Raw genomic sequence first — 15,082 nt, 5'->3', positions numbered from 1 at the left:
GGCGAATCCGAACGGACCCTGCGCGGCGGCGTTCCCCGCTTGCCTCGGGTCCGGATCTGATCCTATCCCGAATGCGCCTGGCGCCGGAGCCCCCATGACGCAAGCCGATACCCCCTACCGCCATCCCCGCCGCGGCCTGCTGTGGCCGTTCCTGATCGTCGGCCTGCTCCTGGCGGCGTGGACGGGCTGGTGGTTCTACCTGGCGCAACAGGTCGAGGCGCGCCTCGCCGCCCAGGCCGAGGCCCTCGTCGAGGACGGCTGGACCATCGAGCACGCGCCCGTGACCACCACCGGCTGGCCGTTCCGGGCGCGGGTGTCGATCCCGCACGTGCAGGTGACCGCCCCCTCGGGCCACGGCGTCGCCGCCCCCGAACTGGTCGCCGAAGCCAACGCCTGGAATCCGGACCGCTGGGTGGTGGTGGCGCCCGACGGCCTGACCGTCGACCGCGCGGACAAGGGAAGGATGGGCGTGCGCGCGCAAGCGCTGCGGCTCAGCGTCAGCCAGCTCCGGTCGCGCTTCCCGGACCTGCGGCTGCAGGCCGTGGAGCCGGTGTTCACCCCGCATCGCGACGCCGACCCCTTCCCCATCGCCTCGGCGGAGCGGATCGAGCTCTACACCCGTCCGCACCTGACCGACGGCGTCGCGCGGACCGACGAGATGGATGTGCTGTTCCGCCTGATCGACGCGCGCGGGCGGCGCGACGGGCCTGTGGAAGCGGCCACCCGCGAGGGCCGGCTGACCGCCGAGGTGGAGGCGACCGTCGTCGCCGCCAGCCGGCTGAACGCCGTCGACGCCGCCGGCCTCCTCGCCAGCTGGACGGAAGCCGGCGGCCGACTGGTCGACGTGCGCGGCGAGCTGTCTGCCGGCGAAAGCCGCGCCCGGGTGGAGAGCGCCATGCTGTCCGCCGGGCCGGACGGGCGGCTGGCAGGCGAGGTCTCGCTGCGGGCCGAGCGGCCGATGGACGCCGTCGCCGGACTGGCCGGCGCGCGCTCGGGGGCGGTCGATCGCGTCGGCGCCGCCGGAGCCGCCGCCGCCGCGACCGCCGCCGGAGATCGTCCCGTCGACCTCGTCATCCGCTTCGAGAACGGCCGCACCTGGCTGGGGCCGTTCGCCCTCGCCCCCGCGCCGAAGCTGTTCTGATGCTGCGCGAGCCGCCGCCGGACGAGGCCCGGCTGGCGCTGGACCGGGCCGTGGTCGAGGCCGTGCGGGCCCGGGTCGCCGCCGGCCCCCGCGAAACGCCGGACGCCGACGCCATCGCCCTGCGCGCCGTCCTCGCCGGCCTGTCCCCGGCCGAGCTCGCCGCCGCCCGGGCGGTGCTGGGCCGGATAGACGCCGCCGGCGGTCCGCCGCTGGTGGTCTGGGGCCCCGCCAGCCAGGTGCTGGCAGCCGACCGCTACGGCCTCGTCGCCAGACTGGCCGCGAAGCCCGAGGCGGCGCTGCAGGCGGTCCGCGACGGGGCCCGCGCCCTGATGGACCTGACCGCCGCCTCGACCTGGTGGGGCCGACTGCTGGCCGAGCCGGCGCTCCGCATCGTCGCCGCCCTGCCGGAGCACGGCGCCGGCCATCCGCGGGCGCTGATGGTCCAGAAGGCCGCGCCCGGCCCCACGGGCGACGACCGCACCTTCTGGGCCACCGACAGCGCCCTGCCCGACGCCCGCATCGTGGCGATGCTGGCCGACGCCGGCCTCGCCGCCGCCCCCCTCCTCGCCGCCGGCGGGTTGAAGCTGTTCGTGCTGGCGGGCTATGTGCAGGCGGAGGACGGGCGGCTTGCATCCGCGCCCGGCGACCTGACCGGCGTCATCGGCGCCGCCCCCGTATTCTGAGAGCCCGCATGACCGACCTTCCGACGCCCAAGCCCGGCATCCTCGACATCGCGCCCTACGTCGGCGGCAAGTCGCGGATCGAAGGCGTCGCCGAGCCGATGAAGCTGTCCTCCAACGAGAACATGCTCGGGGCCGGCGAGAAGGCCCGCGAGGCGTATGAGGCGGCGGTTCGCAACATCCACATCTACCCTGACGGGCGCGCGACGAAGCTGCGCCAGGCGGTCGCCGACCATCACGGGCTGGAGCCCGAGCGGCTGATCTTCGGCAACGGCTCGGACGAGGTCTTCGCCCTCCTGAACCAGACCTACCTGACCCCGGGCGACAACATCGTCACCGGCCAGTACGGCTTCCTCGCCTACCGCATCAGCGCCCTGGCCAACCAGGCGTCGGTGAAGCTGGCTCCGGAGCCCGAGTTCAAGGCGACGCCGGCGGCCCTGCTTGAGCAGGTCGATGACCGCACCCGCATCGTCTACGTCTCCAGCCCGTCGAACCCGACCGGCAGCTACAACACCGGCGAGGAGATCCGCCGCCTGCACGAGGCCCTGCGCCCCGACGTCCTGCTGGTCATCGACGAGGCCTACGCCGAATACGTGACCGAGCCGGACTGGGAGACCAGCTTCCCGCTGGCCCGCGACAGCGAAAACGTCGTCGTCACCCGCACCTTCTCCAAGATTCACGGCCTCGGCGGCCTGCGCATCGGCTTCGGCTACGCCCCGCTGAAGGTGGCCGAGACGGTCGATCGCATCCGCCTGCCGTTCAACGTCTCCGTCCCCGGCATCGAGGCGGCGGTGGCGGCGCTCGGCGACGAGGCTCACCAGAAGGCCTCGCGCGACCTGATCCACACATGGCGCCCGCGGCTGACCCAGGCCATCCGCGGCTTCGGCTTCGACGTCCTGCCCAGCGCCGGCAACTTCGTGCTGGTCCGGTTCAAGGACGTCGACCAGTGCACGCGCGCCAACGACTACCTCAACTCGAAGGGCGTCATCGTCCGCCCTGTCGGCGGCTATGGCCTGCCCGAATGCCTGCGGATCACCGTCGGCACCGAGGACCAGAACCGGGCCGTGATCGACGCGCTGAGCGAGTTCGCGGCCAGCTGACCCCTACTCCCTCCGGAACACCCGGCTGGCCCCCCAGCCGGTGAAGGCGGCGAGGACCACGCAAAGGATGCCGTAGCTCCAGGGGCGGCGGTGGGCGAACTCGTAGATGTCGCGCTCCAGGCCGACCTTCTCGACGGTCAGGGTCAGGTTCGAGACCGAGACCGGCTCGCCCTCCTGGAACAGCCAGACCTCGGCGAAATACTTGCCGGTCGGGGCCACCGTCGGCAGTTCGACCTCGGCGCGGAACAGGCCCTCGTCGACGAACTCCACCCCGTCGGGGTCGCCGTTGTACAGCGCCGCCGCCTCGCGCAGGCGGATCACGGCGCGGCGCCAGTCGAGGTAGTCCTCCCCCAGCCGGCTGACCACCACGTCCTTGACCCCGTAGCGGGTGACGGTGCGGCTCTCCTCCGGCGCGTTGATGCGCAGGTGGTCGAGGCCGACGCCCAGCCGGCGCAACTGGCCGAACTCGGCGATGTCTCCCAGCGGCCGCGTCGAGGCGGTCATGTAGAAGCCGGGCGCCCCCTCGAACAGCACCGGCCGGCTGTTCAGCCACACCCCCATGTTGCGGGTCTTCTTGACCAGGCGGACCGGGGCGTCCGGGCCGCGCACCACCACGACCACGTCGGCGGGCGTGTCGGACGGGTTGAACACCGCGCCGTAGAGGACGATCGAGGCCCCGCGGAAGCCGGAGTCGACCATCACCCGCGCGTCGGTGAGGGCGGCGGCGACCCGCACCTCGTCGACGGTCGACGCCGAGCGATCCGGGGCGGGCGCCGTGACGGCGGGCGGCGGGGGCGGAAGGACCTGCATCAGTCGACCGCCCCCGGCGCGAGAGCGAACAGTTCGGACGGACGCACGAACAGCTCCAGCCCCATCTGGATGCCGACCAGAAGGACGATCAGGCCCAGCACGGCCCGCAGCTCCTCGGCCCGGAACCGTCCGGACAGCCGGGCGCCGTACTGGGCCCCGACCACCCCGCCGAGCAGCAGGATGGTCGACAGCACGATGTCGACGGTCTGGTTGCGGCCCGCCTGGAGGATGGTGGTCATGGCGGTGGTGACGATGATCTGGAACAGGCTGGTGCCGACCACCACCCCCGCCTTCATGCGCAGGATGTAGAGCATGGCCGGCACGAGGATGAAGCCGCCGCCGACCCCCATGATCGCCGACAGCACGCCGGCGAAGGTTCCGAGCGCGAAGGGCGGGATGGCGCTGATGTAGAGGCCCGAGCGCGGGAAGCGCATGCGCAGCGGCAGGCCGTAAAGCCACAGCGGCCGCCGGCGCTCCTTGTGCGGCGTCACCTCCCCCCGCACCCGGCGCAGGATCTGGCCGAGGCTCTCATAGAGCATCAGCACCCCGATGGCGCCGAGGAACAACAGGTAGGACAGGGCCACCGCGAGGTCCGCCTGGCCGAGCAGGCGCAGGTAACGGAACAGCTCCACGCCCAGAAGGGCTCCGAGGATGCCGCCGCCGGCCATCACCGCGCCGATGCGGAAGTCGATCGCCTTCTGGCCCGCGTAGCTGATCACCCCCGAGGTCGAGGACGCCACGACGTGGCTGGCCTGGCTGGCCACGGCCACCGACGGCGGAATGCCCAGGAAGATCAGGATCGGGGCCATCAGGAAGCCGCCGCCGATGCCGAACAGGCCGGACACGAATCCGACCGCCGCCCCCAGCAGAACCAGGAGCGGCCAGTTCACCGAAACCTCGGCGATCGGCAGATAGATATCCAAAGGACGCGCCTTCGGCTGGAACGGAGGTCAGGCGCCGGAGAGGCGACGGTGAAACTGTCCTGAACGCCCCGGGCCGCATGCGCAACCCGATGCGCCAGCGGAGCGCCGGGGGTCGCGCCTCAGGCGAGGGGCTCGACCGCGAACCGCGCCGCCTCGGCCCGGGCCTGCTCCCGCTCGCCGGACGGCAGCGCGGCCTGCAGGCGCTCGGCCGCCGCCTGCGCATCGCCATCGCCGGCGCGGGCCGCGACCAGATACCACTTCAGGGCCTGGGTCTGATCCGGCGTGATGCCCTCGTCTCCGGTCTCGTAAAGCCGACCGACATTGTACTGGCTGTCGACGAGGCCGCGCTCCGCGGCGCGCAGGAGCCAGGTCAGGGCCTCGGACCGGTCGCGCGGCCCGCCGACGCCGTCGAACAGGTACATGCCGTAGGCGTGCATCCCCCGCGCGTCGCCGCTGTCGGCGGCGCGGCGGGTCAGGTTGCGGGCCTCGACGAGGTCGGTGGCCAGACCGCGGTCGCCTTCCTGGTAGAGGCCGGCGAGATGCAGTTGAGCCGGAGCGTAGCCGAGGCCTGCAGCCTGACGCAGGGTGTCGACCCCGGTGAGATCGTCGGCGTCCAGCATGGCCGTGGCCTGCTCGTACAGCTCCGCCCCGCGCGCCAGGTCGGCCGGCGTCGCGGCGAGCGCCGCGATCGGCTGGATCTCCTCGGCCGGGGTCGTCGACGGGGCGCCGGGGATCGACACGCCGGCCCCGGTCAGTTCGGTGAAGGCCAGGGCGCCGCCCGCGGTCAGGACCACCGCCACGGCCGAGGCGCCCAGCGCCTTGCGCACGGTGCCGCCGTCCTTGCCGGCCTGCTTGTCCAGTCGCTCCTGCAGCCGGGACTTGCCGCCGCGCTTCAGGCCGAAGCCGGAGCGGCCCGGGGCCTCGGGCTCCGGCTGGGTCATGGCCGCGCGGGCGGCGTCGATGGCCTGCCGGGTGGAGGCGGCGCGGCCCTGGGCGGCCGCCGCCCGCAGGGCGCGGGGGTCGACGAACTCGGTCTCGCCGGAGAACTCGTCGGCGGCGGGGTCGAAGGCCTCGGGCGCGGTGGCCGCCAAGGCGTCGGAAACGTCGGCGCCCCCGAAGCCCGCCTGTCCGAAGGGGGCCGCCGCAGGCGCCGCCGACGCGCCGCTTCGCGGCTCCTCGGCCGTCGCGGCGGGCGCAGCCGCAGCAGCCTCACGAGTCCCGAACGGCGGCGCGACCGGCGACCCGTCCGTCGCCGTTTGCGGTCCGCGCATGACCGCGTCGAACACGGTGTCGGCGGTGAGAAGCTCGGGCGTTTCCGGCGCCGCGGCGGGCCCGGCCTCGGGCGGGGCCAACTCGGCCGACCAGGCCTGCTGCTCGGCGAAGGCGGGGTCGTCGAAGCTCGCGTCCGGGAAAGCCGCGTCCGGGAAGGCCGCGGCGCGCCAGTCCGGCTCCGCCGCGGGGACCGGAGCTTCAGTTCTGGCCGGCGCGGCGCGGCGCTCGATGTTCTCGCGCGCCTCGGCGATGAGCGCCGCCGTCCGCTCCTCCGACAGGCGCATGCGCTCGGCCAGTTCGCCCGAAGCGCGATCATAGCGCTGCTCGATGCGGGTGGAGCTGTCGACCAGCCGCCGGCCGATGTCTTCCAGCGCCTGCTGCGAGCGGCGCTCGGATTGTGCGATCCGCTCGCTCAGCCGGTCCGAGATGCGGGTGATCTCGCCGCCCAGTTTCTCGAGCGCCAGGGCGTGGCGGTCGTCGGCGGCGACCAGCCGCTGCTCCAGCCCCTGCGCCAGCCGGCCGATGTCGCCCTCGACCTTGCGGGTGAGCGTCTCGCCCAGCTGCGCCAGCCGGGCCGCGCCCTCGTTCTCGATGCGGCCGACGCGGCCGTTGAGGTTCTCGGCGATGCGCAGGACTTCCCGCCCCATCGTCTCGACCGCCTTGGCCGAGCGGTTCTCCGAGGTGCTGACCTGTTCGCCGATGGCCAGCACCGCCCGCTCGACGCGTTCGAGACGGTTCTCGGCCTCAGCTGTGTCGAGCCGCCGCATCATCTCGGCCCGGTTGGCCTCGACCTGGCGGCTCAGGGTCTCGGCCAGCTTCTCGAAGCGGGCGGCCTCGCGCGCGCCTTCCGGTTCGATCCGGCCCTCGGCGGCGCGCAGCCGCTGGTCCAGTCCGGCGAACGAGCGCTCCAGCCCGCGCAGGGCCTCGGTGGTCCGCGCCTGCGCCTGGTCCAGCCGGGCGCTGACCTGGGCCAGCAGATCGCTGCCGACGCCCGGCCCGGCGGACTTCTCGACCGCGTCCATGCGCTGGCGCAGCTCGTTGACGCCGGTCCGCTGACGCTCCTCGATATCGTAGAGCCGGCTCGCAAGGGCCCCGATCGAGGATTCGACCTTGCCGAAGGTCTCGACCGTGCGCGGCCCGACCTCCTGCTCGAACTTGCGCAACCGGCGGTGGCCCTCGCGCAGCTCCTCGGCGATGTCGTCGAGGCGGCGCTCATGCTGCCGTCCGTCCTGGTCCTGGGCCTCAAGCCGGCGCAGCAGGCCGGAGACAGCCTGGTCGACCCCCTGGATGGCGACGGTCGAGCGACGCTCCGCCGCCTCGAGGCGCGCCGCGATGGCGTCGACCGAGGCGCTCAGGCGCTGCCAGGCCTCGTCCCCGGCGCCGTAGGCGTCCTCCAGCCGACGACTGCGGCCGCGTCGCTCGAACGATTCGACGGCGTGCGGACGGCGCGGCAGGGGCGTGTAGCCCTCGTCCTCGTCGCCATCCTCCATGATCATGGAATTGAGCCATTCGCCCAGCGTCATGCCGGATCGACGCGCAAGGTCCTTGGCGATCTCGCGAGCCTTGGGGTCGATCCCCTTAACGCTCCACGGCGCGGCTGCGCTCACTGATTCGCCTCCCGACCTTTGGCTGGACGCTAATCGCCCAGATCAGGGGTGTAAACTCGCGGTTAACCCCAAGATGTAGGGTCTCGCCATCATCCTGTGGAAAGCCCGCGTACTGACCCCAGAGATCGCTCCGCGTCGGTTAACGGGCGGTAAAGATTAACGCTCCGGCAAGGCTTGCGCTTGCGTCCGCCGGCGCGCCGGACCACCTCCGCGCCATGGACCTGCCCGCCACCCTCGCCGCGACCGCCGCCGCCGCCGCCCTGACCGTGTTCGCCGGGTGGCGCGGCGCGCGGCCATGGGATCCCCGGAAGGGGGTGCGCATGATGCCCTGGCGGTGGATCATGGTGCTGTCGGCGGCGGCGGTGCTGGTCCTGCTGATCCACGTCGGGGCGCTGCTCGGCGTGCCGCAGCGGGCCTACTGAGCGGAACCCCTGCGAGCCGCGGTCATTCCCGATCCGAACCCCAAGGATCAGGAGAAGACGCATGGGCGACACGACCCTCACCGCCGCCGAGGCCGAGACGGCCTTCTGGGACAGCCTGAAGAAATCCAACACCGGCATGCTGGGCCTCGACCAGCCCGGCTATCACGCCCAGCCGATGACGGCCTTCCGCGAGGAGGAGACCGGCACGATCTGGTTCTTCACCCGCGACGACACCGACCTGGCCAAGGATGCCGCCTTGCCGGGCGGGCAGGACGCCATGTTCCACTATGGCTCGAAGGACCAGAACGTCTGGGCCTGCATCCAGGGCCAGTTGTCGGTGCACGGCCATGACCGCGAGATCATCGACCGCCACTGGAACCCGGTGCTGGCCGCCTGGTATCCGGACGGCAAGGACGACCCGCACCTGACCATCCTCAAGTTCGACGCCGGCGACGGCCGCATCTGGGTCAATGAGGGCGGCTTCTTCAAGTTCGCCTACGAGATCGCCAAGGCGAACGCCACCGACACCCTGCCCGACACCGGCGGCGTGCGGGACGTCAACCTGCAGTAAGCTCTTCGAGGATCAGGCCGGCGGGGCGGCGTCGGACCGGCGCCGCCATTCGGGGCAGTCGGCCCTCTCCGGCCCCGACCGGGCCGTATAACCGTCTGCCGTCGGGGTCAGCGTCAGCGCGGTTTGCACGAAGTAGCTGCCGCCGTTCCGGGCGATGTCGGTGAAGCACACCACGACCGCCTCGCCATTCGTCTCGAGGACGCGCAGACCCAACTGCCAGCCGCCGCCGGTTCCGTCCGCGGGGATGGTGCGAAACGCCCATCCGTTCTCCCCGGAGGAGGCCTCGGAAAATCCCGCGGCCGCCGGCGTCGCCGGACCCTGCAGATGCCTCGGGCCGGTCGAATTCGGGAAGGAAGTCAGGTCGAGGCGAGCCAGCACCTCCTCCGCGCCTGGCGGGGGAGCAGCGGCGATCAGAACGAGGTTCGCAAGCAGTACGGATGTGAGCATGAGGGCATGGGTGACGCAGTCGCCCGGCCGTTCAAGTCACGATTGCGTCGTCAGTCCGAAAAACACCACGCCAGCACCGCCTTCTGGGCGTGGATGCGGTTCTCGGCCTCGTCCCAGACCAGCGAGCGGGGACCGTCGATGACGTCGTCGGTCACCTCCTCGCCGCGGTGCGCCGGAAGGCAGTGCAGGAACACCGCGTCGGGGTTGGCCGCGGCCATCAGGTCGTCGTCGACGGTGTAGCCCTCGAACGCCTCCAGCCGCGCCTCGTAGTCCTTGTCGCCCATCGACACCCAGGTGTCGGTGACCACCACGTCGGCGCCCTCGACGGCCTCGCGCGGATCGCCGGTCAGGTGCACGTGGCCGCCGCCGATCGCCAGATCGCGCAGGTCGGGGTGGTACTCGCCCGGGCAGGCGACCTGCAGCCGGAAGCCGAACTTCGGCGCCGCGTGCATGAAGCTGTGGCAGACGTTGTTGCCGTCGCCGACCCAGGCCAAGGTCCGGCCCGCCACCGGTCCGAGGTGCTCCTCGATGGTCAGGAGGTCGGCGAGGATCTGGCACGGGTGCGAGCGGTCGGTCAGGCCGTTGATCACCGGCACGGTCGACACGCGGGCGAAGCGCTCGACATCCTCGTGGCTGTTGGCGCGGATCATCACCGCGTCGACCATGCGCGACAGGACGCGCGCGGTGTCCTCGACCGGCTCGCCGCGACCCAGCTGCATGTCGCCGGCGTTGGCGATGATCGAGCTGCCGCCCAGCTGACGGATGGCCGCGTCGAAGCTGAAGCGGGTGCGGGTGGAGTTCTTCTCGAACACCATGGCCAGCACCCGGTCGCGGGCGGGAGCGTCCGCGTCCGGCCGGCCCTGCGGCCAGCCCCGGCGGGCCTGCTTGCGGGCGTGGGCGTCGTCGAGGATGGCGCGCAGGTCTTCGGCGGAGAGCCGGTGGATGTCTAGGAAGTGGCGGACCATCGGCCCCTCCGGATGTCAGGCCGCGGCCATCTTGTTCCGCGCGAACTCGCACGTCTTTTCGAACCGCTCGATCGCGTCGCGGGCTTCGTCCAGCGTCAGGATCAGCGGCGGCAGCAGGCGCACGCAGTTGTCGCCGCCGCCGGCGACCAGCAGCTTCTGCTCGTCGCGGGCCCAGCCCATGAACTCCCGGTTGTTGGGAGCCAGCTTCACGCCGATCAGCAGGCCCTTGCCGCGCACGTCGACGATGACGTCCGGGAAGCGCTCCTTCAGCCCGTGAAGCTGTTGCTTCAGATAGCCGGCGATCTCGTTGACGTGGGCCAGGGTCTCCGGCTTCGCGATCTCCGACAGCGCCGCCTGCCCCACCGCCATGGCCAGCGGGTTGCCGCCGAAGGTCGAGCCGTGCACGCCCACGGTCATGCCCTTGGCCGCCTCGGCGGTGGCCAGGCAGGCCCCGACCGGGAAGCCGCCGCCCAGGGCCTTGGCCACGGCCATGATGTCCGGCGTCATGCCGGCCCATTCGTGGGCCCACAGCTTGCCGGTCCGGCCCATGCCGCACTGGACCTCGTCGAAGATGATCAGCACGCCGGTCTCGTCGGCCATCTGCCGCATCCAGCGCAGGTCCTCGTCCGGGGTGGCGCGGCAGCCGCCCTCGCCCTGCACCGGCTCGAGGATGATCGCCGCCGCGGTTGGGTTGCGGAACGCCGCCTCCAGCGCCTCGCGGTCGCCCCAGATCAGCTGGTGGAAACCTTCCATCGGCGGGCCGAAGCCGTTGGTGTAGTTGGGATTGGCGGCGGCGTTGATGGCCCCGTAGGTGCGGCCGTGGAACGAGCCGTCGAAGCCGTAGATGTCGATCCGCTCGGGCTGGCCGTTGGCGACGTGGAATTTCCGCGCCGTCTTGATGGCGCACTCGACCGCCTCGGTGCCCGAGTTGGTGAAGAACACCACGTCGGCGAAGCTGTTTTCGCACAGCATGTCGGCCAGCTTCTCCTGGCCGGGAATGCGGAAGATGTTGGAGACGTGCCAGAGCTCCTGCGCCTGCTCGGTCACCGCCTGCACCAGCTTCGGGTGGGCGTGACCGAGGCCGTTGGTCGAGATGCCGGCCACGCAGTCCAGGTATTCGGTCCCGTCGGTCGACCACAGCCGGGCGCCCTGCCCACGCTCCACCTCCAGCGGCGCGCGGTTGTAGACACCCATCAGATGTTCGGTGGACACGGGACGGTACCTCCTGAAGAGCGAACGGCCCCGCCGCGATGCGCGACGGAGCCGGTGAAAGGGTGCAGCCTTGTCGGACGGGGCCGGAGGTTAGTCAACACCACGCACCTCCCTCTCCCCCTGCGGGAGAGGGAGACCGCCCGCGGCGGCGCAGCCGTCGCACCTGCGCGGTCGGATGAGGGGTCCCGCCGACCCGTGCGACCCCTCATCCGACCCGCTCCGCGGGCCACCTTCTCCCGCAAGGGGAGAAGGGATTACCTCGCCAGCTGGTCGTCCAGCTTCGCCACCACCGCGGCATAGGTCTCGGCCGCCAACCGCACCGTCGCCGGATCGACCCGCTCCATGGTGTCCCCGGCCGAATGGATCAGACGGAACACCTGCGGCACGAAGCCTTCCGCCAGGCCGTTCGCCTCGCCGCCGTTGAAGGCCAGCCACATCTGGTGCGCGCCGACGTGATCCTGGAAGCCGAGCGAGACGGTGGGCACGCGATCGGTCGCTCCGGCCTCGCCGGCCTCGGCCAGGCCGGCGCCCGAGAAGGCCCGATCATCCGACGGCGGGTAAACCGGGAAGCCGACGCAGTGCATCGCCCGCTCGGCGCAGACCTCGCGCACGGCGCGGGTGACGCCGGCGGACTGGGCGCCGTTGTTGAGGCCGTACATCAGGGTGTCGCCGTAGGCGGCGACGTCGGAGTTCACCACAGCGGCGACGTTGGCCAGGCCGTGCGCCTCGATCCATTTGCGCGCGCCGATCAGGCCCAGTTCCTCCTGGTCGAACAGGATGACCCGCACGCGGTGATCGAGGTCCGCCTCGCGCAGCCGCCTGGCCGCCTCGATCACCCCGACCACCGAGGCGGCGTTATCGACCACCCCCTGGGACATCGAACCGTCGCGCAGCACGACGGCGTCGTAGTGGGCGGTCAGCAGGATCTCGCGCGCGCCCTCGCCGATGGTGAAGACCACGTTGCGGCCTTCCATCTCGCCGGTCTGGCGGTTGCCGCCGGCGAAGGTCTCGACCACCGGCTCGAAGCCGGCGGCGCGGACCTGATCGACCACCACCCGGGTGCGCGCCTCGTTGGTCGGCTGGACATAGGCCGCGACCTGGGCGCGGAGATCAACCTCCTGCGCGGAGGCGGGCCCGACGACGGCGAGAAGCGCCGCGGCGGCGGCGAGCGAACGGAACAGCATGGAACCCCCTCGATGAAGCGTGAGCATGGCTAGCGCGCCCGCCGGCGCGGCGCACCTTAAAACCCTGTCAGGCGCGCCTTTCCCGGAACCGCCCTCCGGCCGGTCCGGTTGAGTCCGTCGAAAGGAGCTTTCCATGTCCCAACACCCCGCCCCCTCGCAGCAGCCGGTCAAGGGCCCCGACGATCTGCAGCGCAATCCCGGCATCGGCCAGTCCCCGGGGCTCAGCCGCGCCGACGGCCTCGAGGAGATTGAGGGCGACAACACCGTCGAGGGCGATGTCGCCAACAACGCCGGTCCGGGCGGCGCCGTCGATCCGGAGGACCGGGGCCGCGCGAACCGGTAGATTTTTTGGGTCGGATGAGCGGCCCTTGATCCACCTCAAGGCCGTTCGCCCCCCCCACGAGGTTGGCTGCTCCTCTCCAGCGGAGACGGTCATGCAGCCGAACCACACCCCGATCTACGACGGATCGGACAACACCACCGGATGCTGTCCGTGCTTCAAGCCCGGCGGCTGGGACGATGAGGTCCTCGAGTTCGCGGACAAGCGCTTCGCCGGCGCCTGGACCCGGAGCCTGTTCCACATCCCCTTGAACATGGGGCAGGTGTTCTCCCGGGCGCAGCGGCGGATCGATGCGGCGAACGCCGGGCCGGGCGATCAATTCATCGTCCTCAGCCGCGAGCTCTCGCCCCGGAAGGCCGAACACCTGTTCGCGGTGACCAGGCCTGTCGCCGGCCTCGAGGATCGCCGTCTCAGCGGCCGCTTCAGGACCCGGCTGTTCGACGGGCCGTTCTCCGACCAGCCCAGGTGGCTGCACGCCGCCGCTGACGAGATGCGGTCGCGGGGCGAGACGCCCGGCGAGACCTGGTTCTTCTACACGACCTGCCCGAAGTGCGCGAAGGCGTACGGCCACAACTACGTCGTGGCGGTCACCCGTATCCGGCCGCCGGCGTCGGCCTGAACGAAGGCCGCCGCCTCAGCTTTTCAGCCGCCACCCCGAACGGAAGACGGCCCAGCAGGCGACGGCGAGACCGATCGTCAGCGCGCCGCTCATGGCCACGCCGACAGAGAGATTGCTCTCGGCCTGGCCGATGAAGCCGTAACGGAACCCGTCGATCAGGTAGAAGAACGGGTTGAAGTGGCTGATGGTCGCGAAGGGCTCGGGCAGGTTCTCGACGAGGTAGAAGGCCCCCGAGAGGAAGGTCATCGGCATGACCACGAAGTTCTGCACCGCCGCGAGGTGGTCGAACTTTTCGGACCAGAGACCGGCGAAGACGCCGAGCATGCCCATCATCAGCGACGCCGCCAGCGCGAACCAGACAATGGCCAGCACATTGGTCACGCCCAGCCGCGCGAACGGCAGGACGCAGACGGCGGTCACCAGTCCGACCGCCAGGCCGCGCGTGGCGGCGCCGAGCGAGAAGCCGATGGTCAGCTCCAGCGGGGTCAGGGGCGGGGTCAGAAAGTCCGTCGCCGTGCCCATGATCTTGGCCTGGATCAGGCTCGACGAAGCGTTGGCGAAGGCGTTGTTGAGCATGGCCATCATGATCAGGCCGGGAGCCACGAACTCGGCGAAGGGCGTGCCGTGCAGCGGCGGTCGGGCGCCCTGCAGGGCGACGACGAAAACCATCATGTAGAGCAGGGTGGTGACCACGGGGGCCGCGACGGTCTGCGCCCCCACCTTCCAGAACCGCCGCACCTCCTTGAGGTAAAGCGTCTTCACCCCCTCCCAGTTGACGCCGTGGTAGCGGCGCGGCTGCGGCGGACGGACAGGCATGGCGGCGAGATCGGTCATGGGCCGGAGATGCGGCGCTGGCGGCGCCAGCGCAAGTGGCGGGTGACTGGTCACCGGCTCACCGCGCAGCACCCGAGCCTTAACCATACCACATCTAGTTCCTGTGGACGGACCGATTCGCACATATTGCGGCTTTTAAGGGGTAGTTTACGATTAGTGGTAGGTCGCGAGCCCGGGAGGCGGGGCGGGACCCAAGATGTTGAATCCTACCCGGAGGGCACCCCCATGACGCCAGGCTGGACCGAAGACCGCGTCGGCGCGCTGAAGAAGCTCTGGCTGGAAGGCCAGTCCGCGAGCCAGATCGCCAAGGCGCTCGGCGGCGGGGTCACCCGAAACGCCGTGATCGGCAAGGTGCACCGGCTCGGCCTGTCCGGTCGCGCCGCGCCCTCGCAGCCGGCCCGGGCCACCTTCCGCCCGTCGCGCCCGCGCCCGGCGGCCCAGCCGACCCAGGCCCCCTCGGCCCCGCGCCGCATCGAGTCGGCCCAGCCGCGGCCGGCGGCCCCGACCGTTCCGGCTCCGATGCCCGACCTGCCGGGCACGGCCACGGTGATGACGCTGGGCGCGCACATGTGCAAGTGGCCGATCGGGGACCCGTCCTCGACCGAGTTCAGCTTCTGCGGCCGCCGCGCCTCGGAAGGCGTCTACTGCGTGGAGCACGCCCGCGTCGCCTACCAGCCGCAGGTCCGCAAGGGCGGCAAGGACGGCGCCGCCGAACTGGCCCGTTCGCTGCGCCGCTACATCTGAGTTCGACTTCCAGCGGGCGCGCGCTCCTTATCGCGCGCCCGTCGTCTTTCGGTCGCGAGACCGTCACACACGCCCTCTAGAGGGGCCGCCGTCCGCCTCTCCGCCGGTCTTCGGATGCGGAGAGACTGGGGCGGGGCTGCGGTTCTCCGGGTTGACGCAGCCCCTCACCCGTTCGCCGCGGGCAAGCCTTCGCCAACAGCCTTCGCCCCCC

General features: G+C 71.5%; 16 protein-coding genes and 1 pseudogene. 9 read left to right on the top strand and 8 right to left on the bottom strand.

Annotation, left to right across the window (positions count from 1 at the left end; translation table 11 throughout):
- Window positions 1-94: 94 nt before the first annotated feature.
- Genes BM333_RS03960 through hisC form a run of 3 tightly spaced genes read left to right on the top strand, consistent with a single transcriptional unit; the run spans window position 95 to window position 2,921 of the window.
- Window positions 95-1,141, top strand: a complete 1,047-nt coding sequence (locus tag BM333_RS03960) for a DUF2125 domain-containing protein (protein ID WP_092307479.1) — start codon at window positions 95-97, stop codon at window positions 1,139-1,141.
- Complete coding sequence (locus BM333_RS03955; protein ID WP_092307478.1) at window positions 1,141-1,824, top strand: hypothetical protein; 684 nt, start codon at window positions 1,141-1,143, stop codon at window positions 1,822-1,824. The genes BM333_RS03960 and BM333_RS03955 overlap by 1 nt, the downstream gene beginning before the upstream one ends.
- A gap of 8 nt (window positions 1,825-1,832) precedes the next feature.
- Window positions 1,833-2,921, top strand: coding sequence for a histidinol-phosphate transaminase (gene hisC / locus BM333_RS03950; RefSeq protein ID WP_092307476.1), 1,089 nt, complete (start codon window positions 1,833-1,835; stop codon window positions 2,919-2,921).
- 3 nt (window positions 2,922-2,924) lie between these two features.
- Here the strand turns inward: hisC and BM333_RS03945 are convergent, their stop codons facing one another.
- The 3 genes from BM333_RS03945 to BM333_RS03935 all read right to left on the bottom strand — a co-directional run bounded on the left by BM333_RS03945 (window position 2,925) and on the right by BM333_RS03935 (window position 7,533).
- Entirely contained in the window at window positions 2,925-3,731 is an 807-nt protein-coding gene (locus BM333_RS03945) for a TIGR02186 family protein (protein ID WP_092307474.1), read from the bottom strand.
- Window positions 3,731-4,654, bottom strand: coding sequence for a sulfite exporter TauE/SafE family protein (locus tag BM333_RS03940; protein ID WP_092307472.1), 924 nt, complete (start codon window positions 4,652-4,654; stop codon window positions 3,731-3,733). Before BM333_RS03940 ends, BM333_RS03945 begins: the two co-directional genes overlap by 1 nt.
- A 119-nt stretch (window positions 4,655-4,773) precedes the next feature.
- Window positions 4,774-7,533 carry an SEL1-like repeat protein gene (locus BM333_RS03935; RefSeq protein ID WP_245777133.1) on the bottom strand — a complete coding sequence of 920 codons (2,760 nt, stop codon included), beginning with the start codon at window positions 7,531-7,533 and terminating at the stop codon, window positions 4,774-4,776.
- A gap of 215 nt (window positions 7,534-7,748) precedes the next feature.
- On the opposite strand from BM333_RS03935, the gene BM333_RS03930 reads away from it, so the two are divergent.
- Window positions 7,749-7,955, top strand: a complete 207-nt coding sequence (locus BM333_RS03930) for a hypothetical protein (RefSeq protein WP_092307468.1) — start codon at window positions 7,749-7,751, stop codon at window positions 7,953-7,955.
- Window positions 7,956-8,016: 61 nt separating this feature from the next.
- Window positions 8,017-8,526 carry a pyridoxamine 5'-phosphate oxidase family protein gene (locus BM333_RS03925; protein WP_092307466.1) on the top strand — a complete coding sequence of 170 codons (510 nt, stop codon included), beginning with the start codon at window positions 8,017-8,019 and terminating at the stop codon, window positions 8,524-8,526.
- A 12-nt stretch (window positions 8,527-8,538) separates the two neighbouring features.
- Here BM333_RS03925 and BM333_RS03920 read toward each other — a convergent pair whose 3' ends face one another.
- The 3 genes from BM333_RS03920 to BM333_RS03910 all read right to left on the bottom strand — a co-directional run bounded on the left by BM333_RS03920 (window position 8,539) and on the right by BM333_RS03910 (window position 11,150).
- Window positions 8,539-8,904, bottom strand: a complete 366-nt coding sequence (locus tag BM333_RS03920) for a hypothetical protein (protein ID WP_092307464.1) — start codon at window positions 8,902-8,904, stop codon at window positions 8,539-8,541.
- A gap of 119 nt (window positions 8,905-9,023) precedes the next feature.
- Window positions 9,024-9,938, bottom strand: a complete 915-nt coding sequence (gene argF / locus BM333_RS03915) for an ornithine carbamoyltransferase (protein ID WP_092307462.1) — start codon at window positions 9,936-9,938, stop codon at window positions 9,024-9,026.
- Window positions 9,939-9,953: 15 nt separating this feature from the next.
- Entirely contained in the window at window positions 9,954-11,150 is a 1,197-nt protein-coding gene (locus BM333_RS03910; RefSeq protein WP_281246033.1) for an aspartate aminotransferase family protein, read from the bottom strand.
- Window positions 11,151-11,270: 120 nt separating this feature from the next.
- On the opposite strand from BM333_RS03910, the pseudogene BM333_RS16090 reads away from it, so the two are divergent.
- Window positions 11,271-11,412: pseudogene (locus BM333_RS16090) on the top strand (hypothetical protein); the annotation flags it as partial.
- Here BM333_RS16090 and BM333_RS03905 read toward each other — a convergent pair.
- Window positions 11,405-12,334 (bottom strand): M28 family metallopeptidase, encoded by a 930-nt coding sequence (locus tag BM333_RS03905; protein ID WP_092307460.1) that lies wholly within the window; start codon window positions 12,332-12,334, stop codon window positions 11,405-11,407. The pseudogene BM333_RS16090 and the gene BM333_RS03905 sit on opposite strands and share 8 nt — an antisense overlap.
- A gap of 133 nt (window positions 12,335-12,467) precedes the next feature.
- On the opposite strand from BM333_RS03905, the gene BM333_RS03900 reads away from it, so the two are divergent.
- Both BM333_RS03900 and BM333_RS03895 read left to right on the top strand, forming a co-directional pair.
- Window positions 12,468-12,677 carry a hypothetical protein gene (locus BM333_RS03900; protein ID WP_092307458.1) on the top strand — a complete coding sequence of 70 codons (210 nt, stop codon included), beginning with the start codon at window positions 12,468-12,470 and terminating at the stop codon, window positions 12,675-12,677.
- A 91-nt stretch (window positions 12,678-12,768) separates the two neighbouring features.
- Entirely contained in the window at window positions 12,769-13,293 is a 525-nt protein-coding gene (locus tag BM333_RS03895) for a hydrolase (protein ID WP_092307456.1), read from the top strand.
- Between the two features lie 15 nt (window positions 13,294-13,308).
- On the opposite strand, the gene BM333_RS03890 is transcribed toward BM333_RS03895, so the two are convergent.
- The gene (locus BM333_RS03890; RefSeq protein ID WP_092307454.1) at window positions 13,309-14,127 is read right to left on the bottom strand and encodes an ABC transporter permease; all 819 of its coding nucleotides are present in this window, start codon (window positions 14,125-14,127) and stop codon (window positions 13,309-13,311) included.
- Window positions 14,128-14,352: 225 nt separating this feature from the next.
- On the opposite strand from BM333_RS03890, the gene gcrA reads away from it, so the two are divergent.
- Window positions 14,353-14,871 carry a cell cycle sigma 70 cofactor GcrA gene (gcrA, locus tag BM333_RS03885; RefSeq protein ID WP_092307452.1) on the top strand — a complete coding sequence of 173 codons (519 nt, stop codon included), beginning with the start codon at window positions 14,353-14,355 and terminating at the stop codon, window positions 14,869-14,871.
- Window positions 14,872-15,082: the final 211 nt, after the last annotated feature.

The organism is Brevundimonas viscosa (assembly GCF_900116065.1).
Lineage (GTDB): Bacteria > Pseudomonadota > Alphaproteobacteria > Caulobacterales > Caulobacteraceae > Brevundimonas > Brevundimonas viscosa.
The sequence above is the reverse complement of the archived record's forward strand: the minus strand, read 5'-3'. Positions and strand labels throughout refer to the sequence as shown.